The following is a 21143-nucleotide window of genomic DNA, read 5'->3' as shown; positions in this document are numbered from 1 at the left end:
CTCATTTTTTCACTTATAAAACAAAACGAAAAGCAGGTGTTCACCCTGCTTCTTCTCATTTGCTTCACGTCATTAAATCCTCAATTATTGTAGCATAATCCTTCATAGAAGAAAATGAAAACTACCTATTCACCTGCAAGATTTCCACTTTGTTTTTTACCATGACACCCTCATAATAAACAATTTTAGATAAATATTTCACTGATGACTTATGTATAAATAACAATTGCACAATAGAAAGACAAATGAATTGTATTATTAATATACGAATAAAAATTCTCTCCATCTTTTTCACCGGAATTCTTCCCTCCTATACTATATTTGCACATTTCGTTTCATAATTTTATACATCGTACATATAGCAGTTAATTTTATTGTCATTTTCGAGGCATACTTTTATACATTTCCATTGTCGAATTTACTCAAAACATGTTATGTTCTAAATGTATTTTTTTACTTGAAGGGGGTATAAGCATTGAAAAGAATCCTAGTTTTACACACAGGTGGAACAATTGCAATGGAGGAAGATAAAGAAACTGGGGTCGTACAACCAGGTGAAAAAAATCCTCTTTTAAAATTCATTCCTGATTTAGAAGGCGATGTTGATTTAATCGTTGAAGATGTGTTCCACCTACCATCTCCTCATATGACACCGAGCGAAATGTTACAATTACAAGTCATCATTGATGAAAGAGTAAAACAAGACAACATTCATGGCGTAGTCATTACGCATGGCACGGATACATTAGAAGAAACAGCTTATTTCTTAGATTTAACAGTACAAGCAACTATTCCGATCGTAGTGACAGGTGCAATGCGCTCTAGCAATGAGTTAGGTGCTGATGGTCTATATAACTTCTTATCAGCTGTAAAAGTTGCTAGTTGTGATGAAGCTGCAGAAAAAGGTGTTTTAGTCGTATTAAACGACGAAATTCATTGCGCTACAAATGTAACGAAAACACATACAAGTAATGTTGCAACATTCCAAAGCCCACAATACGGACCAATTGGAATGGTAACAAAACGCGGCGTTGTCTTCCATCACGCTTTAGTACATCACGAAACATATACGATAAACAAAGTGTCTAAAAATGTAGTTGTTCTAAAAGCATATGCTGGCATGGATGATACATTATTAGCAGCAATCGAAAATCTTCCTGTAGACGGCATTGTTATCGAAGCTCTTGGACAAGGTAATCTCCCTCCAAGAACACTACCTAGTCTAGAAAGATTATTAAATAGAGGTATTCCTGTCGTATTAGTTTCTCGCTGTTTCAACGGTATCGTTCAAGACGTATATTCGTATGAAGGTGGCGGTAAACACTTAAAAGATATGGGCATTGTATTCACATACGGCTTAAATGCACAAAAAGCACGCATTAAATTACTTGTTGCATTAGAGAATACAAATTCTCATGAATCCATTCAAAATATGTTTATGCACGAATAAAAAGGAGCTGTCGAGGTTTTCCCGACAGCTCCTTTTTATTTTTCTCTTGATGCAATGGTTTGCGCAATCGCATCTCCATGAAATCTCCCGTTCTCGATAAATATTTCATTTGCATTATTTCCAGCAGCAATGACACCTGCAATGAAAATATTTTCAGCATTCGTTTCCATTCTATCCTCTGTATAAATTGGACGTCCTGTTTCTTCATCAATCTGAACACCCATCTTCGTTAAGAAGCTATGATCAGGATGATAACCAGTCATCGCAAATACAAAATCGTTTTTGATTGTAAGAGCTTCACCATCAACTGTAAACGTTAATGTATGCTCAGTAATTTCTTTCACATGAGCCCCAAAATGCATTTGAATTGTACCATTTCGTACTAACGCCTCAAATTCCGGCAAAATCCAAGGCTTTATGCTTGGTGAATACTCACTTCCACGATACAGTACCGTTACACGCGCACCAGATTTAACAAGTTCTAACGCGGCATCTACACTCGAGTTTTTCCCACCTATAACTACTACATCTCGATCAAAATAAGGATGCCCCTCTTTAAAATAGTGAGCTACTTTCTTCAATTCCTCACCTGGAACATTCATATAATTTGGATTATCATAATATCCAGTTGCTACAACAATATAGTTCGCTATATATATTTCCTTACTTCCGTCACGCTTTGTCGTCTCAACCTGAAAAACTTCTCCATCTTTTTGAACTTTCTCCACTCGCTCAAAAGCATTTACACGTACAGATTTACGTCTTACTACTTCACGATAATACGCAAGCGCTTGATTTCGAACTGGCTTACGATTTTCTGTAATAAAAGCTACATCACCAATTTCTAATTTTTCACTAGAAGAGAAAAATGTTTGATGAGTTGGATAATTATAAATGGCATTTACAATGTTTCCTTTTTCAATTACTAACGGATTTATCCCTACCTTTTGCAACGAAATTGCAGCCGCTAATCCGCACGGACCGCCTCCGATTATAATAACTGTTTCTTTCTGCATACTCGTCCACTCCTAGTCTTCTACCAATACACTATTTATAAAAACAAGAAAAAACCTACTTACAGCAGTAGGCACCTATCTTTATTGTATTCATTTTTCATATATTTGTCATCTAAACGAAACGTACATCCGATAGACATCTGCTAAAAACTGCTGAAATTTAATACCTTGTTTCCCTAATACATTCTCAGGATCAATCTTTCTAGCTGGATCAAGCGTTTTATGTGACACGATATCTTTTTTCGGATTTAAGCCAAAGTTTTGGCATAAATAAGCATGATACCATGTAAAACGATTATATGCTTCCCAAAAGTTAACATCACCACCATAACAAAGTTCCACTCCAATGGCCGCCTTATTCGCGTCATAGCCATATAAGTCATTATCCGTCGGCACACCATATCGAACATGATACGCAACTTCATTTATAGGAATAATCTCCAATATTGTTTTATCATCTATAAATGTATGCGCCGAAGCTTTCGGTTGTAATTCATTAAAGTAATCTCGATTCCCTATCGCATTGCTTCCAGGATTCCCCGTATCATGGCTTACAATAAATCTCACTTTAGTCAGAGGAATCCCCGGTCGTGAACTTCCATATCCAATATAGTTGCGCTCTATAGGAAACATCGCCATTGCTACCAACTCCCGCTCTAGAAGATTACCTTACTTCCTTATATATGTATTCGGTAGCAATGTCCTTATCGCATATTTCTTACGCGAAGAGAAAATCGAAAATATTTGAAGTGAACACCATAAACAACAAGATACTTACAGCCACTCCATAAAAACCGTAAAACCAAACACAATCTTCTTTCGTATCTAAACCGAAAAATTTATTTACCGATTGTAATAATGTGCCACGCTTGCTTTGTTTGTTTCGTAATACTTCCACTCGCTCTACAACATCTGCTGGCATCATAAATCTTTGGTCTACTGTCATTTTCATCATTTATCTCTCCTTAAAATCATTTCCGTTTTGTTTATCTAAGGAGAGTATAGCACGTTTGTTCGTATAGAACAAGCGTTCTTTTTATTTTTATTTTATTTTATTTTTCAGCAAGCCAAGTAAAAATCGAGATTACAACGGCAATAATCGGCCCTACTACAACCACACCAAATACCAAAAACAGTAGCCCTTCCCCGAACATCCGAACGGTACTTATTTTTCGAGCTTTCATCGTTCTTGCAAGTTCTCCCTCTAACCTCTTAACCTTTTCTTCTAATTGTTCTACTCGTTCCAGCATTTCATTCTCCATATACAACACCTCATTTAATACTTCAACAAAAAAACGTGATTCCCTCGAAAGGAAATCACGTTTTCTCAAGATATAATATTTTATACCCAACCTCTGAAGCGGCTTGCTTCAGCCATTTTACGAACACCAACCATGTACGCCGCTAAGCGCATGTTCACTTTACGAACTTGTGCTGTTTCATAAATAGAATCAAATGATCTTACCATTACTTTTTCTAAACGTTGTTCTACTTCTTCTTCAGTCCAGTAGTAACCTTGGTTGTTTTGTACCCACTCAAAGTAAGATACTGTTACACCACCAGCACTTGCTAACACGTCTGGAACAAGCAAAATTCCGCGATCTGTTAAAATTTTAGTCGCTTCTAATGTTGTTGGACCATTTGCAGCTTCAACAACGATTTTTGCTTTAATATCATTAGCATTTTCTTCTGTAATTTGGTTCTCAATTGCAGCTGGTACTAAAATATCGCAATCAAGTTCTAACAATTCTTTGTTTGAAATTGTATTGTTAAATAGCTTTGTTACTGTACCGAAGCTATCACGACGGTCTAATAAATAATCAATATCTAATCCGTTTGGATCATGTAACGCGCCGTAAGCATCTGAGATTGCAATAACTTTCGCACCTGCATCATGCATAAATTTAGCTAAGAAGCTACCAGCATTACCGAATCCTTGAACAACAACGCGTGCACCCTTAATATCAATGCCACGTTTTTTAGCAGCTTCGCGAATACAAATTGTTACACCTTTCGCTGTTGCTGTTTCACGTCCATGTGATCCACCTAATACAAGCGGTTTACCTGTAATAAATCCTGGTGAATTAAATTCATCAATACGGCTATACTCATCCATCATCCACGCCATAATTTGAGAGTTTGTGAATACATCTGGAGCTGGAATATCTTTCGTCGGACCTACGATTTGGCTAATTGCTCGTACATAACCGCGGCTTAATCTTTCTAACTCACGGAATGACATTTCACGTGGATCACAGATAATTCCACCCTTACCTCCACCATATGGTAAATCAACAATACCACATTTTAAACTCATCCAGATTGAAAGTGCTTTCACTTCATTTTCTGTTACATTCGGATGGAAGCGAATTCCACCTTTCGTTGGACCAACAGCATCATTATGTTGCGCACGATATCCTGTAAATATTTTAACAGTCCCGTCATCCATACGAACTGGTATTTTCACTGTCATCATACGAATTGGTTCTTTTAATAATTCATATACTTCGTTTGGATAACCCAATTTTTCTAACGCTTCACTAATAACAATTTGTGTTGAATTCAATAGTTCAAAATGTTGTTCCCTTTGTTGTTGTGTTTTTGTTTGAGTTCCCTTTTCGGCTACCATAGTAAGTAAACCCCCTGTAATTTCACTTGTTTAGTAAACCTTCATTGCCTAGTATACACCCTTAAATTTGGAATGCAATAGAAAACGCTAACAAATATATACAAACTATTTTCTGTTGCAAGCGTTTTCACTATTATTATAGTCCTTTTATTACTTTTAGAAAAGTAAAATACTTAAATATTTAAATATTTTTTATTCTCATCAACCACACTCCCATAAAACTGCATATTTTATTTTCAAAAAGTATGTTCGAGTATTTACAATCCTCCCTTCCCTTCTCCAAATAAAAACAAAACCTCAGCTATGTTGTATTAGCTGAGGTTTTGTTTTTTCACAAAGTAATTGTGTATTTGTTCTATCGCGTTAACATCCATTAATTCTTTACCGTACTCCATGATGCGATAAATGGTTGCTGTAGACGGATTACCGTATTCCGCTAAAATAGCTATAAAATCCGCCTTTAACAATTGAATTTGTTCCTCTTCTTCCACCCAAAGATAGAAGCGCTCATCCCACGTATATAGCTTTCCGCCAGTTACACCAAGGTTATATAAGCGATTCGACAGGTTAATTACGTCATCTAGCGTAGCAAACTCATATAATATATGCTCACTTTCATCTAGAGTCACTTGCATTTCAATAAACTCGTCACGGAACTCATCATCTGTATCCATTTCTTGATTTTCTTTCGTTACAATTACAACCATCCCTTGTGCTTGTAGAGAAAACACTTCAACTGCAATCGGACCATCTGCTTCAAACCCTAATTCCTTATTTGCTTCTTGCATCATATCACGAAATAATTGCTGTACTTTCGGTGCATTTCTCCATAAATCTTCTTTCGTTAATCCTCGTTCAGATAAATCATCAAATGTTAGAAAAATTTTTATCTTATTGTAATTTAATCGTTCCAGCCTCATCTCATACCCTCCCTACGTAACCAATGCATCTAATTTTTATTATATGAAATAGAAAATAGATGGTTCTTTTCGAACAACTATTCCGACATTTTTAACCATCCATCCCATTCTTCTTTCGTATCACCAATTAAGATTGTTTCAATGTCCAACTGGTTTAGAACGCCTAGCTTTCCGATAAATCCAACAGAAAGAGATTCCCTTTTTTCTTGTAATACATTTATAAAGTTCATCGTCTTTTTCATTTCTTGTTCGTCAGCAAAAGATATAAATACATATTTCGGCTGTATTTCCTCTACCGCTGATAACATACCATCTTCAGCTAAGCTTGTCCTAATATATATCGCCTCATATCCTTTTAAGCGTAAATAAGTTGAAAAAATAAATCCTTTCAATGCATCCTTTTCTAACACAATAACTTTGTGTAAAGAGGAAAACATTGAGGCATTGTGATACACCATCCCTAGACGCGTTTGTAAAAATGATAGTGCATATTGAAATTGCACCATTGAAATCTCATTATTATTTTTTGACGTTAATAATTTGTCTGTCACTCGAAGAACGATACTGGCAACAACCTTTTCAGTTGAATATATACTAAAAGCTTCGTTTAATAATGCAGCAATTGTAATTTCATCAAATTTTAACAAAGCTTGTAGCAAATCGTCCACTAAAACAACTTCTTTATCGAAATGTATCTCTTTTTGAACTGTACTCTGCAAACGATTCTCTTCTAATAACTGAACTGCTTGTCCAATCATCATACCGGAAGAAACTTTTTCCATTAACCATTTTAAAATTTGAATATGCTCTTCTGTATATAAGCGATGCCCAGCTTGATTCCGCTTTGGGGCAATAATTTGATATCGTCTTTCCCATGCACGAAGCGTACTCGGCTGAACTCCAATTATATTCGAAACGGCTTTTATATTATATTTCCCACTAAGAGTTGGCATCATTTCCCTCCGCACAATGTAATGATATGTGTTTGAGCAGGTGCTCGGAAACGAAGTGGTATCAATGTTGTTCCATACCCATTACTAACAAAGAGAATCGTATTCAAATGGTTATATACGCCACCTTTTAAATATTTTTTAGATGGGAATAATCGGATTTGTCCTCCATGCGTATGTCCACTTAACACAAGTGAAATCTGTTCATTTCCAGACATTTTTTTTATTATATCAGGGTTGTGACTAACTAGGATACGAAAACCATCTTCTTTACAATCCGCCAATGCCAAATCTAGACGATCACGGTGCAATCCAACATCATCTATACCGAGCAAACAAATTTTCTCTCCTAATTCAGACTCAAATACCACTCTTGTATTATCTAAAACTTTTACGTTATTTTCTAATAATAACGCATCTAATTCATGATATTCTATCTCATAATCATTGTTTCCCCACACAAAATATACAGGACCTATCTCTCTTAACTTTTGAATATTCGCAGAGATTTTTGATAAAGAGACACCTTTCTCTGCTAAATCTCCTCCGATAATTACGAGATCTACTTTTCCTTTTACTTGTTCAATTAACAAATTCGAAATGACCCTTCTATGAATATCAGAAATAAAAAACACATTTACTTTTTGAAAACTTTTCGGAAATTCTTTAAATACTAAAGTATGTTCCAACACCGTATTACGCATCGCTTCTTTATACATCACAAAAAGTAATAAAATCCCCATGCCTATGAGAGTACTGAATAATATAATCCATATCATATTTTTGACTCCCTCCTCATAAAGATAATCCTAGGCTTTTATAACAAACTGTGATCGCTTAACTCGCTAGCTTTCTTGCTTTGTGGACTTATCTTTTATCGGAATTTTTAATTCTTGACCCGCACTCACTTCATCTTCTTGCAAGTTATTATACTTTTTAATTACTTCAATTCCATTTCCATCTGAAAAATATTGCTTCGCTATACTTTCTAAAGTTTCTCCCTCTTTCACAGTATGCGTTATTACTTTTTCAGAATGTTTCTGCGACTCAGATTTAGCTGAATCAAAGAAGATTACTTCAAACGCACTTTTTCCAGCATTATTACTATCACCCTTCACCTGAATATATTTATCCGTGTACCACAAAATACTAATCGGCAGCAGAATGAATAGAAATGTTAAAACCCGGACGAAAATGTGATTTATTTTAAACTTTTGTTTTTTCTCTTTATTTCTATGAATTTCACTACGCGGCGGTAAACTTTCTTTTTCTTCCACTCGCTCAACTTCTAATTCCTCTTCAAAATCAGGAATTCGTTTCCTCATGTTGTTCACCACCACCTTCCATTTATTTTCTTAATTGGAGTCCCATTATAAAATCAACAAGAAAGTGTGCAAAGATTGTTATAAACAAATTTCCTGTCCATTCAAATACATAACCAAAGACAAAACTAATGAAACAGACGAAACAAAACAAAAATGGCTTTGTTATATAACGAATATGTAACACTGCAAATACGAAGCTCGCAATTACAATTCCAAAATGAGTCTGTACTACACCTCTAAATAAAAATTCTTCTGCAAAACCAATCAAGAACGTAATAACGAGTAAGTGTAGAACGGACATTCCTCGAAACATCTTATCGTTAATACCACCATCATCAAACCAAGACTCCGGAAACACTCGCATTGCAACATAATCTAATAACACAATACCAATCGCTAACAAACCACCTATAATAAGTATAGATACTGGTTCCCATTTCCATAAATTAAAGACTTCTTTTACATCTTGAAATAATATATATGCCAGTAAACAGCCAATACCGATAATAATTAACTGTGTTATATATAGATTCAGCCTTATTTCCTGCGGACTCATATCTTCAACATTATGCCTTTGAATGTTCATCATTCCCCCATCTTTTCTAGGCCGAAAAGCTTTTGTAACTCTGTTTCCCAATTATAGTCGAAATCCGATTGTTGCGCTCGTCTTTTTTTATAATCTTCTTTGGTAATACCGCAATAATCGCAGCAATTAATTAACTCTTGCTCTTTCCTATAACCGAACTGTTGCAGCACATATTCACGTCTACACCCTTTAACTTGTATCCATGACTTCATATTTTCTAGCTCACTATATTTATTACGCAACCTTATTTCTACTTCAGCTATTAATCGGTTCATGATTTCATCTGACAAACCTTCTAATAATAATCTTCGTTGTTGTATAATTCCAACCTGTTCGAGATGATAACGAACGAAACGCCAATATTGCTCATTAAATCTTGCTGCATTATAACAAATTTCTTCTACATCTTCTATTGGTAATTCCTTCGTTTGAAACATTCTTTCTTGTAGTAAAGAAAATAAAAATTGTATTTGTGACTTACTTGGCAATTCATCCTCAATGATTGAAATTGGTAAATCATGATCCAACGGACTACATAATAAAATAGCTATACTCGGTTCGCCATCTCTTCCAGCTCTTCCGATTTCTTGTAAGTAAGAGGCTATATTAGTTGGATAATGAAAATGAATAATATATCGCGTATTCGCCTTATTTACCCCCATACCAAATGCACTTGTGCATATTACAAGTTGCAATTGATCGTTCATAAACTGCTGTTGAATTAACATACGCTCTTCATGTTCCATACCACCATGATAAAAAGCTACACCAGTAACACCTTTCCCTCTCAAGTATTCCGTTAACCTTTCTGTCCACGCTCTACTTGAGCAATATACAATCCCCGGCCCTTGTAAATACATCACCTGCTCTAAAAGCGCCTCTTTCTTTTCTTCTATCGTCTCTACAAATTGCACATCCATTGCAATATTAGGACGATCAATAGAGTATACATGTTCCGCGGCATCCTTTAAATTTAAACTATCTGCGATATCCTGCAGTACCCCTTTTGTCGCTGTGGCTGTCAATGCTAATACTGTAGGAGAACCAATATTTTCAATAACTACATTTAGTTTTTTATAGTCCGGTCTAAAATCATAACCCCATTGAGAAATACAATGAGCCTCATCAACAACAAATAATGAAATATGAATTTTCTTCAATTCCCTAATTAATAACTCCGACTGCAACATCTCTGGTGAAACAAAAATAAATTTATATGAAGATAATTTTTTCATCGCTTCTCTTTTTTCATTTAATGTCCGAAAACTATTAAATGCTATCACTCGGTTTTTCACAACATACTTTAATTGTGTCACTTGATCTTCCATTAAAGATAATAACGGTGATACAACAAGCACTGTTCCTTCTCGCATAAGCCCCGGAAACTGATAGCACATAGATTTCCCTCTTCCAGTCGGAAGCATTGCTATCACATCTTTTCCTTCTAATAAATCTGTAATTACTCCTTTTTGACCTGGACGAAATTCAGAATATCCAAACCACTTATATAAATATTCTTCAAGTTTCATTTACACCCTCCATCCGCGCTAATACAAGACGAACTTCAAAATAAGAGATATCTTCTCCAACCGCTTGTTTCAAAACACGTAACTTCCGCGTTTGCAATGCTTCAATTACTTTTATTACTTTGTCTATCTTTTCTTTTTCCATAAACATTTCAATAGAAAAATCTTTTTCTCGCAAAGCAATTTCAACAAAATGATCTTCTATCGTTGCAACCTTTAAATTCCGAATCGTCGCTATTTCTTCTAAAGAACGTCCTTGTCTCCAAAAATTATATGTTTTTTTCGTGGATAAACTAAATAATTCAGCTCTCTCATTTGGATAAGATATAATTTCAGCTAATAGTGGAAATTCATTTTCTTTATCACGAACTTCTTGTATAAAGAAATGTATTGTACCCCAAAATAAAAAATACACCCTGAATATATCTTGTTTCGTAATTTCTGCTAATTGTTGCAATGTACAACCAATGCGTTCATAACCTGTTAATCGATATGTTACAATCGTCGCTTCTATCGCATTACTCTTTTCTAAAAGATTATGTACTTCCGTCCATAGTTTTCTCGCCAACTCACTTCTCTTATATGGCCTTCCTGTTAGAAAACGTTTCACCCACATCATTATTTCTGTATCTTGCTGAATTGGAATAAACCTCGTATTATTCTGTTGTAAATTTGATATGGTTTGAATAATTAATGATAATCTTTTCCAAAATGTTTCACCTAATTCACCATAATGTAAACCATGCAAATGCGCCGGAAAAGCATAAACTTCCTCCCATTTATGTAACTGCATTTTACCCGTAGGTGTTAACACATATGTATTTTCATGTATTTCTTGAATAAAATCCGCTTGCAACAACTTTGCAACTTCACCATCATAGTCATTTCTATTTAATGATTTATATATTCCGAACAAAAAAGAAATTCGGAACATATTTCCATCTTGTAAAGTTTGCGAAGAACGTTTGCCCTTTAGTAAATAATAAATAGAAGAAACGGTTCTTTCACCATTCAATTGTTTTAAACAATGCAACAAAGTATATTGTATTTGCATGACCGCTTCCACCTTCCAATCTTAACTTCATTCTTTTCAGTACAATTACACTATCTACTGTCGCTCATTAAACTTATCATATAAGAACTATATACTTGTATATATTCTATTGTATCAAACGAAATCATATTTACGTATTTTGAAAATCTTATGACATAATTCAAAAATAAGTTGACACTCTAATTGATAAGCATTATCATTATAATTTTATGTTGAAAAGTTTTACAAACCGTTTTACAATAAGGTTATAATTTTTATGGCGAGCTTTTCACATACATATTATCAGGAGGGAAAAAAGATGGCAAAATATACAATCGTTGATAAAGATACTTGTATTGCATGTGGTGCTTGTGGCGCTGCTGCACCAGACATTTATGACTATGATGATGAAGGTATTGCATTTGTAACATTAGATGATAACCAAGGTATCGTTGAAATTCCAGATGTATTAATTGAAGATATGATGGATGCATTCGAAGGCTGTCCAACTGACTCAATTAAAGTTGCTGACGAATCATTCGACGGAGACGCTTTAAAATTCGAATAGTCTTTTATTAACTTCAAAAAATGCCCCTCATATTGATGAGGGGCATTTTTTGTATCTAAACTTTATTTTCCTTAATAAAAAACCATTAGTAGTTTCACACTACTAATGGTTTTAGTATATATTATGCATTTTTCATTTTTGCAAACACCCATACTTTCAGGCGTGAGAATAATGCTACAAATACAATTGTTACAACAATCCCTTTAATTAAATTAAATGGTAAGATTGCCGTTACAACCGTTGTTTTTATAGCTTCGCTAGACATAGCTGGTGAATTTAAAAACCAAGTGTACGCCGGGAATATGATGATGTAGTTTAATACACTCATAATAAGTGCCATTGTAATTGTCCCTAGCATTAATCCTGTAGTTAAACTCTTCACAGTACGATACTTTCTAAATAAGAAAGCTGCTGGCCCAATAAATAAACATCCTGCAATAAAGTTTGCAATTTCTCCAACTGGTACTCCCGTTAGACTTCCTTGAATCCCGTAATGTAAAATGTTCTTTATCGCCTCTACAATCACTCCTGCTACTGGTCCAAAGATAATTGCCGCAATTAGAGCTGGTACATCACTAAAATCAATTTTCAAAAATGGCGGAAGCCCTGGGAACGGGAAATCCAACATCATTAGTAAATATGCAATACTACTTAGCATCGCTACACTCACCATCTGCACTACACTGTTTTTTTGTTTCATCTTTCTCTCTCCTTTTCCATCGATCATCTCATGGAAAGTGGAAAGGTTCTGCTATGCCTATTTTTTCATAGAACGAAAAAACCCTTTGTGTTTTACACAAAGGGAGAATTTAAGGCACATCAAACAGACGTTCAAATCCATATCTTTTTTGAACGCTTGAACCTCCATCTTCTCCCATCCAGACTATACTGTCGGCTTTGGAATCACACCAAATCCTGCCTTAACGGCTCGCGGGCTTAGAACAAAATCATAAATAGTTCATCACCGCCGGTCGGGATTTTCACCCTGCCCCGAAGATAGACCGATATTCTATTTTCCCCTTCATTATACAACAACCTCATAACATTGTGAACTAAAAAATTGTAACTTATTTAAAATTAGTTATTTATTTTTCGTAACAAAAAATAAATTGCGAGATATTTTACAATACAATCCATATTTTTTATTATTCGGCATTTCTCTTTTGAATTACCTAGTCATATATAATTAAAAGTGATAAGATATTGAATTGTTAAGATAAGAACATTTTCTGAGTTATGGAGGAAATGTCATGAAAAAAGACAAGAGACATTCTATTCGAGAAGCAATGAAAAAAAACTTAAGAAAAGAATACTTTTACTTAAAAAAAGAATTACTTTTCTACTGCCCAATTGATTTAGGCACATTCTCAAACGAGACATACTATGCTACTTTCGATGAAGATGGCATCAGTATTTATCAGTATGATAAAAAAACAGAAAGTAAATTAAAATTGTGTGAGCGTCATCCGTGGAAGAGTTGGAATAAAGTGAAGATTGATCACTATTTGACAACTTCTCAATTTATTTTTCAGGGTGAGCGAAATTGGATCTTATCTCTTTTTCAAAAAGGAAAAGAAGCTCAAAAAATTATTGAAGAGCATACATCTTTACAAACAGAAGTTGTTTCCCGCTCTTTCTTAAAAAAACTTCCTGGTTTTCGTTCTAATACACCACTGAATAAATACATCGGTAGTATTTGTTACACTGCACTTATTGCATTTTTATTAAAATGGATGATTCCATTTCAGGCACCACAAATCGCCCTGTATTCTATTTCGATTGGTTGTATGCTTCTTGGCCTACTTTGTTTGACAATCGGTTTAATTGAACCGACTATCGTACTGTTTCGAACAAAAGAGAAAACAAGAACAAAAGTTTTTTACTTATATAGCTATTTAGCTATTTCTGGATTTATATGTGTCTTTATTTTTTGGTAAAAGAAGCCGTCCCAAAATAAATTTTGGGACGGTTTTCTTTTAGATATAGATGCTCTGATTCACTCAATAGTTCTAGCAAAAGCGCCCATATAATTTCATTTACATTGAATCTTATTTAAGAAGAACATAAATTTGTTCAAAGTTTAATTTTTGAGGCGTTTCCTTTACTTAACATATAATTGTTGATTAGGATAAATTAGCTCTTGCTGCAATCCATTTTTTTCTTTAATTTCCTTAAGTGTCATACTAAATTTCCGTGCAATACTAACTAAAGTATCGCCTTTTTGTACGACATATAATGACGAAGAAACAACTTCATTTCTTTGTTCACTTAAAACAAGCAATGGGTTCATCGCATTCTTTTTCGCCATCGTCCATCTTCCTTGATGAAGTTCTAGATGTAAGTGCGCACCTCGCGATTCTCCCGTGTTCCCTACTTCTCCAATTTTTTCTCCTTTGGAAATATAATCTCCTTGATTCACATATCTCTTATTTAAATGTGCATATACAGCCTCATATTCTCCGTGTTTAATAAATACAACATTTCCATAACTACTTGAATAATAAGACCTCGTTACCTTACCATCTTGGATAGCTGCCACAGGCGTTCCAATCGGCGCAGCTACATCAATACCATAGTGTTTTCCATGCCTTGTCCCAAAATAATCACTTATCTGACCTTCAACAGGCCATGTCCATCGATTTTCTTCTGCATAAACATGTAATTGAGATACAAACAGTATACTCAATAACATGACACCGCATTTTAAAACTTTCATATACATCCTCCGTTTTCTAATTACCACCATACCTTCTCTATTTTGGTATATTACAGAAAAAAGTATACAAAAAAAGAAAGTGAATTACTCCACTTCCTTCTCTTTTTTATCACGAAAAACTAATGCACTACGGTTATACTCCACATCTTTCACTTGTAATCGGGCATTTATTACTCGAGCTATCGCAAACAAATAATCAGATAATCTATTTACATACTTTAATACAACTTCATTTATTTTCACTTCTTTTTGCAATGATACTATAGAGCGTTCTGCTCTCCTTACAACAGTACGTGCAATATGAATAGTAGCCGCCGCCTCGCTACCACCTGGCAAAATAAAGCGTTCTAGTGGCGGGGCTTCTTCTATATATAAATCAATCTTTCTTTCTAAACTTTCAACCATCTCAATTGTCACTTTATAAGGAATTTTTTGTTCCACTATTGCCAAGTCTCCTCCACAATCAAATAGTTCATGTTGAATATTTTCGAACTCATTGTAAATATCTATAAAAGCCCCACCTTGAAGCTTAGTCATTGCATATCCAATATGAGAATTTGCCTCGTCTATTGTTCCATACGCTTCCACACGGATATCATCTTTATCAACCCTGCCACCTATTACACTTGTCGTTCCTTTATCTCCTGTTTTTGTATATAATTTCATTTCTTCACAGCACCTCTCTTGTTATTCTTTATTCGAGCAACATAGAAAAAAGTTCTACCATTCTTTATTTAATTGAGTTTACAAAAAAATAAAAAACAGCAGAACTTTATTCATTATCAACTTTAAAAACGCATATCTAAATTATACGATTCGGTAAATATACAGAGAATGTAGTTCCTTCTCCAACAACACTTGATACAGAAATTTTACCATCATGGCCTTGAACAATATTTTTCGCAATCGCAAGCCCGAGTCCTGTTCCACCCTTTTTCCCACGTGTTCTTGCTTTATCAGCTTTATAGAAACGATCAAATAAAAATGGAATATCTTCTTCTGGAATGCCTGCACCCGAATCTTGTACTTCAAAAATAAGACCGTTATTTTTCGTATCAATTACAAGCGTTACATGTCCGCCTGCGTTCGTATGACGTATTGCGTTATCAATTAAATTCGTCAATACTTGTTCCATACGATCTGCATCAAACGGGTATTGTTCAATTGGATCTTTGAAATCAACCGTTAACGCGACCTCTTTATCCTTTGCAATCCCTTGGAATTTACGACCAATTTTTTCAACAAACGGATGTATATCCACTTCACCAATATGTAACTCTACATGACCGCTTTCCATACGAGCTAAATCTAACAATTCATTTACAAGTTTACCTAAACGAACAGATTCATCATAAATAATTTGAACAAACTCATCTATTTCCTCTTTCGTTTGCACAATATCATCTAAAATCGCTTCACTATACCCTTGCAGCATGACCATTGGTGTACGAAGTTCATGTGATACATTCGCAATAAAATCTTGACGCATCTTTTCAAGACGACGTTCTTCCGTCATATCTCGCAGCACTGCTACAGCTCCACGAATTTTCGTTTGATTGTAAAGCGGCGTCATAAGAACTACATAGTTTCCTTTTTGTAAATTAATTTCAACAACTTGTTGTTGTTCGCTTTCTACAACGAGATGGAATAATTCCACAAGTTCAGAAGGTAATTTTTTACTTAACTCTATCTCTTTTTCTTCTTGCCAAACTTGTAAGAAATGTTCGGCCGGCGGATTGATTACAACGACTTCACCTTCTTGATTTAACGTAATAACCCCATCTGCCATACTACTCAAAATACTTGCTAACTGCTCTTTTTCTTGTTGCAAGGCGTTCATATTAAACTTCAACTGTTTTCCCATTTGATTTAAGGCCGTTGCAAGCTCACCAATCTCATCCTGAGATACCATAGGAGCCTTTGCATCAAACTTCCCACGTGACACTTCAAAAGCAACCTCACGCATTTTACGAAGCGGTGCTGTAATCCGAGTAGATAAGAAGAACGCAAAGAAAGTTGTTAATATAATCGCAATTCCAGCCGATAAGAAAATAAAATCAGTTGTTCTTTCCATACCTTGTATCGGTACTTGTAAAGATTCATATACGAACACTGCACTTTGATTTTTTGATTGCACTGGTTTTCCGACGATCATAATATCATTTTCGGTGTTTTTATTCTTCCTACTATTAGACGCTTTTCTAATATTATTCTTAATTTCTTTTTTGTCTGTAAACACAGCCGCTAATTCTTTATCTTCTTTTAAGTCATCCATTGTAAGAGTGACTAACCCTTCTTGTTTCGGTGAAGAAGAGATTTCTTTACCATCTTCTACAATAATAATCCTTGAAAGTGGGTCAGAGAATTTGTAAGCGATATTCTCAATCGTTTTTACATCGGCACCTTCTTCAATTAACTCTGAAACACTTGTTGCAACTTTTTGAAGCCTAGCTTCACTCATATCAACATAATACGTTCTAAAAAACTGTGAAAGTAAAATCGCAACAAATCCAAGAACAAACGAAACGAGAAGTAATATGGTCATCCATAACTTCCCTACTACACTTCTCCAAAGCATCAGTCGTTCACAACCTCAAATTTGTAACCTACACCCCAAACAGTAACGATCATTTTCGCTGCATCTGGTGATTTTTTGCTTAACTTCTCACGTAAACGCTTTACATGTGTATCAACTGTACGTAAATCTCCGAAGAATTCATATTGCCATACTTCTTTTAACAGTTGCTCACGATCGAATACTTTATCAGGAGCTTTCGCTAAAAATAATAGTAACTCATATTCTTTCGGCGTTAAGTTTACTTCATTACCATCTGCAGTAACACGGTGTGCATCGTTATCAATTGTTAAGTGCGGGAATACAGTAACATCTTTTGTCGTTGTATCTTGTGTAAAGAATGTTGTTGGTACAGCACGACGTAATACCGCTTTCACACGTAGTACGACCTCACGTGGACTAAATGGCTTTACAATATAATCATCTGTTCCAACTTCAAATCCTTGTACTCTATTTACTTCTTCACCTTTTGCTGTCAGCATAATAATTGGTGTCGCTTTCTTCTCACGAACCCCTTTACATACTTCAATGCCATCTTTACCAGGCATCATAAGATCTAATAAGATTAAATCGTAATCATTTTGCAACGCCATTTCTAAAGCTGTATCACCATTATCTGCTTCTTCAATCGTATATTGTTCTCTTTCTAAGTACATTTTCAATAAACGACGAATACGATCCTCATCATCTACAATTAAAATTCTTGATTCATTTTCCATCTCTACCCGCTGCGCACTCTCACCTCAGCGGTTCACACCTACCCTTCTTTAACTATTATGTTGCGCTATTCTCGTTTATTTAAGCAATCTTCTAAATGTTTCACTTCCCATATTATGCTTCACAAGAATAATAAATTTTGTTCAATTTTTTTCCAAAACTATGTATTTTTTTTGAACAGCATATAATGTCCTCGACATCATTTTACAAAATCAACCGCTACTTTGTCATGTTTTTCTCAAAAAAGAAGAAAAGTTGACAAAAATAAAATAGGAAAGTGACATGCACTCCCCTATTTTATTTCTCTATGCATATGAATGTAAACCGGCAATAATTAAGTTTACTACAATAAAGTTAAACATAATGATTGCAAAACCAATTACTGCAAGCCAAGCTGACTTCTCTCCATGCCATCCTTTTGATAGGCGTAAATGTAATACTGCCGCATAAAAGAGCCAAGTGATAAGTGCCCAAACCTCTTTTGGATCCCAGCCCCAAAAGCGCGTCCACGCTATTTGAGCCCAAATCATCGCAAAAATTAACGCTCCTAATGTGAACACTGGGAATCCAATTGCAATAGATCGATATCCGATTTCATCTAGTAGATCACTATTCGTATTCTTTACTAACGGCTGAAGTGCCGCCGATACTCGCTTCCGTAAAACAAGTCTTAATACAATATACAGTAATGTTCCAACTAACACTGACCAAATAACAGTATTTAATTTTTTCGCATTTACAATTGCTGGAACTTCAACTGCCGGTTCTAATTTATTTTCTGTCAGTAACTTCCCTTCATGCGGTCCAACTAAAGCCGGAAGATTGTACTTCATTTCCGCTTGCTGTTCATTTTTGTCAATCCATTGAAACTTCGCTTCATATTTCATACTAGAAAATACCGTTGTTACCCCAATAAATCCAACTGTACAAACAAGTGTAAATACTACCGTCTCTAGCCAAAATGTACGTTTACTTCTCGTCGATTGATCTACATTTTTCAATAAATACATAACGCCTGTAATAAAACTAATCGCTAAAATGGCTTGTCCTGCTGCTGCAGTCGTCACGTGAATATGTAACCAATTACTTTTTAAAGATGGAATAAGCGGAGATATTTCCCTCGGAAACATACTTGCATAGGCAATTAATAAAAGCGCAACTGGTAATGCAAATAGTCCGATTATGCTTACACGGTACATAAAATACATAACAATAAATGCTCCTACAAGCATCATGCCGAAAAATGTACCGAATTCAAAAAAGTTACTAACTGGCGCATGCCCTGATGCAATCCACCTTGTAACAAAATATACTGTTTGTGCTATAAACCCTAAAATTGTAATCGTTATTCCTACATTTGCCCATTTATGACCCTTTTCTTTAATGGCTCCCCCAAAAAATAGAGTCGCAATTAAATATAAAATAAATGCGGTAAAGAGAAAGTTACTACTTATTTGCACCATATCGTTTCCCCACCTTAACTAATTTTTTTATCAATTACTTTATCATTTGGCTGTGGAATTGCTGTACCTTCTATTACTCTTTCAATATCTTTCTTTAAACCGAACCAATTTTTATTTGTATGCCCTGCAATCCACCATTCATCATTAACACGTTGTATCCAAATACGGCGATGATTCCAATACATACCTTGAATGACACCAACCATAAATATAAATCCTCCAATGCCGAGAATCCAAAGCGTTAAATCTTTTCTTACAGTAAGTGCTGTTGCATTTTGCATTTCAACACCTGCAAATGACATTTTATATTTGTTGTTTCCATCTGGTTCTATATTTTGCTGAATACCAACAAAACTCACTTCACCATCTGGTGTTTCAGGTGTAAACATTTTAAATACAAATGCAGGATTGTTTGGTAATTTCGTTTTTGTATTTGGTTTTCCATTCTCATCAAAATAAAAATCAGGAAAATAGCTTAATAGTTCTAGAGAATAACCATTTCCTAAATCATATTTTTCCTTAGGATTCGTTAAATCTACTTTAATTGGTCCCCACTTTTGATTATTTTCTTTATTTTGCAAGTTAAAGGACATACTTTTAAATTCACTTTCTTTATAATCCACTTGATACACTGCAAATTGATCAAATTTCAGTGGTTCATTCACTCGAATTTCCGCTTCTTTTACTTTTTCTAATTTCGGTTTTTGTCCTGCTATATTTTCTCCTACTGCTTTATATAATACGGCATTCGTTTGGAAGTTTTTCGCAATCATTTTATCGCCTACACGATCAATCGCTTCATCAAAAACTTCCTTGTCCTTACTTTTATCATAAACTTCTTTTATAAATTTCTCGTTTTTTAAGTAGTATTGTCCATCCGTCCCTGGTATTTCTTTCGTTTCACCGTCACGTAACCAAAGTGCTTCGTCTACGTACATACTCGGTAAAAAACGAAGCATCGCACCGAATAAAAAGATAATAAGACCGATATGATTTACATATGGACCCCAACGCGAGAAGCGTCCCTTTTCTGCTAAAACGTTTCCGTCTTCCACTTTCACGTTATAGTTTCTTTTCTTTAAATTCTCTTGCACTCTTTCCAGGTCACCTTCTTGCGGTGTACCAGTCCCATATAATCTCTGTCTCTTTAAAAAACTAGGATGTCTTTTTACGCCTTGCTTTTTTAAAGCTTTATAAAGTGGAATAACGCGGTCTAAACTACATATCACAAGTGAAATACCGATAGAAGCAATCAAAATCATATACCACCATGAACCGTATAAATTATTAAACCCTAATTGATAATATAATTGTCCTAAAAATCCGTATTCTTGTTTATAATATTCAGCTGGTGCAATACCTGGAGTTATGTACATTTCTTGCGGAAATATAGTTCCTATCGCTGATGCAGCTAAAGTTATTACGATTAGCCATACACCTACTTTTACAGAAGAGAAAAAGCTCCAAATTTTATCGACTATCGTTTTTGTCTGCGTGAGAGATCTCCGTGCACTCCCCTCATAGCGCATATCCAATAGTTTTGCATTTTCATTGCTTTCAAATGGTTTCCCGCAAGCTTCACAAAAAACGGTTCCTATCGGATTAACATGTCCACATTCACATTTAATTTCTTTCAACACTCTCACCGCCCCTGTATCTATATGTACTA

The 21143-nt window shown here is 34.9% G+C and carries 23 protein-coding genes and 1 riboswitch; of the genes, 3 read left to right on the top strand and 20 right to left on the bottom strand.

Annotated features, from left to right (window positions below; translation table 11 throughout):
* Window positions 1-121: 121 nt before the first annotated feature.
* Window positions 122-295 (bottom strand): YpfB family protein, encoded by a 174-nt coding sequence (locus ACTFRU_RS10745; protein ID WP_000738054.1) that lies wholly within the window; start codon window positions 293-295, stop codon window positions 122-124.
* Window positions 296-475: 180 nt separating this feature from the next.
* On the opposite strand from ACTFRU_RS10745, the gene ansA reads away from it, so the two are divergent.
* Complete coding sequence (ansA, locus tag ACTFRU_RS10740; protein ID WP_000822010.1) at window positions 476-1450, top strand: asparaginase; 975 nt, start codon at window positions 476-478, stop codon at window positions 1448-1450.
* Between the two features lie 35 nt (window positions 1451-1485).
* Here the strand turns inward: ansA and ACTFRU_RS10735 are convergent, their stop codons facing one another.
* The 12 genes from ACTFRU_RS10735 to ACTFRU_RS10680 form a co-directional block, all read right to left on the bottom strand.
* Window positions 1486-2466, bottom strand: coding sequence for a YpdA family putative bacillithiol disulfide reductase (locus ACTFRU_RS10735; protein WP_001168525.1), 981 nt, complete (start codon window positions 2464-2466; stop codon window positions 1486-1488).
* A 108-nt stretch (window positions 2467-2574) separates the two neighbouring features.
* A complete protein-coding gene (locus tag ACTFRU_RS10730) occupies window positions 2575-3105 on the bottom strand; it encodes a peptidoglycan recognition protein family protein (RefSeq protein ID WP_001240655.1) in 531 nt (176 codons plus the stop codon).
* Window positions 3106-3184: 79 nt separating this feature from the next.
* Window positions 3185-3421: a DUF3961 domain-containing protein gene (locus ACTFRU_RS10725; RefSeq protein WP_001983018.1), complete on the bottom strand. Its 237-nt coding sequence runs from the start codon at window positions 3419-3421 to the stop codon at window positions 3185-3187.
* Window positions 3422-3518: 97 nt separating this feature from the next.
* A complete protein-coding gene (locus ACTFRU_RS10720) occupies window positions 3519-3728 on the bottom strand; it encodes a hypothetical protein (RefSeq protein ID WP_000426763.1) in 210 nt (69 codons plus the stop codon).
* Between the two features lie 80 nt (window positions 3729-3808).
* Window positions 3809-5095 (bottom strand): NAD-specific glutamate dehydrogenase, encoded by a 1287-nt coding sequence (gene gudB / locus ACTFRU_RS10715; RefSeq protein ID WP_000225173.1) that lies wholly within the window; start codon window positions 5093-5095, stop codon window positions 3809-3811.
* A 311-nt stretch (window positions 5096-5406) separates the two neighbouring features.
* Window positions 5407-6015, bottom strand: coding sequence for a genetic competence negative regulator (locus ACTFRU_RS10710; protein ID WP_001235402.1), 609 nt, complete (start codon window positions 6013-6015; stop codon window positions 5407-5409).
* Window positions 6016-6092: 77 nt separating this feature from the next.
* Complete coding sequence (locus ACTFRU_RS10705; protein WP_025709291.1) at window positions 6093-6968, bottom strand: MerR family transcriptional regulator; 876 nt, start codon at window positions 6966-6968, stop codon at window positions 6093-6095.
* Complete coding sequence (locus ACTFRU_RS10700; RefSeq protein WP_000637791.1) at window positions 6968-7744, bottom strand: metallophosphoesterase; 777 nt, start codon at window positions 7742-7744, stop codon at window positions 6968-6970. The genes ACTFRU_RS10705 and ACTFRU_RS10700 overlap by 1 nt, the downstream gene beginning before the upstream one ends.
* 66 nt (window positions 7745-7810) lie before the next feature.
* The gene (locus ACTFRU_RS10695) at window positions 7811-8290 is read right to left on the bottom strand and encodes a LysM peptidoglycan-binding domain-containing protein (protein ID WP_001231553.1); all 480 of its coding nucleotides are present in this window, start codon (window positions 8288-8290) and stop codon (window positions 7811-7813) included.
* A gap of 22 nt (window positions 8291-8312) precedes the next feature.
* Window positions 8313-8876, bottom strand: coding sequence for a CPBP family intramembrane glutamic endopeptidase (locus ACTFRU_RS10690; RefSeq protein ID WP_001025780.1), 564 nt, complete (start codon window positions 8874-8876; stop codon window positions 8313-8315).
* Entirely contained in the window at window positions 8876-10405 is a 1530-nt protein-coding gene (recQ, locus tag ACTFRU_RS10685; protein WP_006924450.1) for an ATP-dependent DNA helicase RecQ, read from the bottom strand. Before recQ ends, ACTFRU_RS10690 begins: the two co-directional genes overlap by 1 nt.
* The gene (locus ACTFRU_RS10680) at window positions 10395-11456 is read right to left on the bottom strand and encodes a helix-turn-helix domain-containing protein (protein WP_001167004.1); all 1062 of its coding nucleotides are present in this window, start codon (window positions 11454-11456) and stop codon (window positions 10395-10397) included. The genes recQ and ACTFRU_RS10680 overlap by 11 nt, the downstream gene beginning before the upstream one ends.
* 298 nt (window positions 11457-11754) lie before the next feature.
* Here ACTFRU_RS10680 and ACTFRU_RS10675 point away from each other — a divergent pair, with 298 nt between their 5' ends.
* A complete protein-coding gene (locus tag ACTFRU_RS10675; RefSeq protein ID WP_001151993.1) occupies window positions 11755-12003 on the top strand; it encodes a ferredoxin in 249 nt (82 codons plus the stop codon).
* 121 nt (window positions 12004-12124) lie between these two features.
* Here the strand turns inward: ACTFRU_RS10675 and ACTFRU_RS10670 are convergent, their stop codons facing one another.
* Window positions 12125-12703: an ECF transporter S component gene (locus ACTFRU_RS10670; RefSeq protein ID WP_000810855.1), complete on the bottom strand. Its 579-nt coding sequence runs from the start codon at window positions 12701-12703 to the stop codon at window positions 12125-12127.
* Window positions 12704-12865: 162 nt separating this feature from the next.
* Window positions 12866-13005, bottom strand: a riboswitch (FMN riboswitch).
* A gap of 248 nt (window positions 13006-13253) precedes the next feature.
* Between ACTFRU_RS10670 and ACTFRU_RS10665 the strand changes: the two genes are divergently transcribed.
* Window positions 13254-13940, top strand: coding sequence for a hypothetical protein (locus tag ACTFRU_RS10665; protein WP_000710837.1), 687 nt, complete (start codon window positions 13254-13256; stop codon window positions 13938-13940).
* 164 nt (window positions 13941-14104) lie between these two features.
* On the opposite strand, the gene ACTFRU_RS10660 is transcribed toward ACTFRU_RS10665, so the two are convergent.
* From ACTFRU_RS10660 to resB, 6 genes are all read right to left on the bottom strand, one after another.
* Entirely contained in the window at window positions 14105-14719 is a 615-nt protein-coding gene (locus tag ACTFRU_RS10660; RefSeq protein ID WP_000866119.1) for a peptidoglycan DD-metalloendopeptidase family protein, read from the bottom strand.
* An 84-nt stretch (window positions 14720-14803) separates the two neighbouring features.
* Window positions 14804-15385, bottom strand: a complete 582-nt coding sequence (locus tag ACTFRU_RS10655; protein ID WP_440037632.1) for a cob(I)yrinic acid a,c-diamide adenosyltransferase — start codon at window positions 15383-15385, stop codon at window positions 14804-14806.
* Between the two features lie 136 nt (window positions 15386-15521).
* Entirely contained in the window at window positions 15522-17297 is a 1776-nt protein-coding gene (gene resE, locus ACTFRU_RS10650) for a sensor histidine kinase ResE (RefSeq protein WP_000964673.1), read from the bottom strand.
* Window positions 17297-18013, bottom strand: coding sequence for a DNA-binding response regulator ResD (resD, locus tag ACTFRU_RS10645; RefSeq protein WP_000426861.1), 717 nt, complete (start codon window positions 18011-18013; stop codon window positions 17297-17299). The genes resE and resD overlap by 1 nt, the downstream gene beginning before the upstream one ends.
* Window positions 18014-18316: 303 nt before the next feature.
* Window positions 18317-19474 (bottom strand): cytochrome c biogenesis protein ResC, encoded by a 1158-nt coding sequence (gene resC, locus ACTFRU_RS10640; protein ID WP_000250079.1) that lies wholly within the window; start codon window positions 19472-19474, stop codon window positions 18317-18319.
* Window positions 19475-19488: 14 nt separating this feature from the next.
* Window positions 19489-21114, bottom strand: coding sequence for a cytochrome c biogenesis protein ResB (gene resB, locus ACTFRU_RS10635; RefSeq protein ID WP_025709304.1), 1626 nt, complete (start codon window positions 21112-21114; stop codon window positions 19489-19491).
* Between the last annotated feature and the right edge of the window lie 29 nt (window positions 21115-21143).

Source organism: Bacillus cereus group sp. MYBK220-1, assembly GCF_051916445.1.
GTDB lineage: Bacteria > Bacillota > Bacilli > Bacillales > Bacillaceae_G > Bacillus_A > Bacillus_A cereus.
Note: the sequence above shows the minus strand (reverse complement) of the source record. Positions and strands in the feature narration are given on the sequence as shown.

Coding starts and splice junctions, on each gene's coding strand:
- ACTFRU_RS10735 (WP_001168525.1), bottom strand. CDS start 2,466: ATGCAGAAAGAAACAGTTATTATAATCGGAGGCGGTCCGTGCGGATTA.
- ACTFRU_RS10730 (WP_001240655.1), bottom strand. CDS start 3,105: ATGGCGATGTTTCCTATAGAGCGCAACTATATTGGATATGGAAGTTCA.
- ACTFRU_RS10725 (WP_001983018.1), bottom strand. CDS start 3,421: ATGATGAAAATGACAGTAGACCAAAGATTTATGATGCCAGCAGATGTT.
- ACTFRU_RS10720 (WP_000426763.1), bottom strand. CDS start 3,728: ATGGAGAATGAAATGCTGGAACGAGTAGAACAATTAGAAGAAAAGGTT.
- gudB (WP_000225173.1), bottom strand. CDS start 5,095: ATGGTAGCCGAAAAGGGAACTCAAACAAAAACACAACAACAAAGGGAA.
- ACTFRU_RS10710 (WP_001235402.1), bottom strand. CDS start 6,015: ATGAGGCTGGAACGATTAAATTACAATAAGATAAAAATTTTTCTAACA.
- ACTFRU_RS10705 (WP_025709291.1), bottom strand. CDS start 6,968: ATGCCAACTCTTAGTGGGAAATATAATATAAAAGCCGTTTCGAATATA.
- ACTFRU_RS10700 (WP_000637791.1), bottom strand. CDS start 7,744: ATGATATGGATTATATTATTCAGTACTCTCATAGGCATGGGGATTTTA.
- ACTFRU_RS10695 (WP_001231553.1), bottom strand. CDS start 8,290: ATGAGGAAACGAATTCCTGATTTTGAAGAGGAATTAGAAGTTGAGCGA.
- ACTFRU_RS10690 (WP_001025780.1), bottom strand. CDS start 8,876: ATGAACATTCAAAGGCATAATGTTGAAGATATGAGTCCGCAGGAAATA.
- recQ (WP_006924450.1), bottom strand. CDS start 10,405: ATGAAACTTGAAGAATATTTATATAAGTGGTTTGGATATTCTGAATTT.
- ACTFRU_RS10680 (WP_001167004.1), bottom strand. CDS start 11,456: ATGCAAATACAATATACTTTGTTGCATTGTTTAAAACAATTGAATGGT.
- ACTFRU_RS10675 (WP_001151993.1), top strand. CDS start 11,755: ATGGCAAAATATACAATCGTTGATAAAGATACTTGTATTGCATGTGGT.
- ACTFRU_RS10670 (WP_000810855.1), bottom strand. CDS start 12,703: ATGAAACAAAAAAACAGTGTAGTGCAGATGGTGAGTGTAGCGATGCTA.
- ACTFRU_RS10665 (WP_000710837.1), top strand. CDS start 13,254: ATGAAAAAAGACAAGAGACATTCTATTCGAGAAGCAATGAAAAAAAAC.
- ACTFRU_RS10660 (WP_000866119.1), bottom strand. CDS start 14,719: ATGAAAGTTTTAAAATGCGGTGTCATGTTATTGAGTATACTGTTTGTA.
- ACTFRU_RS10655 (WP_440037632.1), bottom strand. CDS start 15,385: ATGAAATTATATACAAAAACAGGAGATAAAGGAACGACAAGTGTAATA.
- resE (WP_000964673.1), bottom strand. CDS start 17,297: ATGCTTTGGAGAAGTGTAGTAGGGAAGTTATGGATGACCATATTACTT.
- resD (WP_000426861.1), bottom strand. CDS start 18,013: ATGGAAAATGAATCAAGAATTTTAATTGTAGATGATGAGGATCGTATT.
- resC (WP_000250079.1), bottom strand. CDS start 19,474: ATGGTGCAAATAAGTAGTAACTTTCTCTTTACCGCATTTATTTTATAT.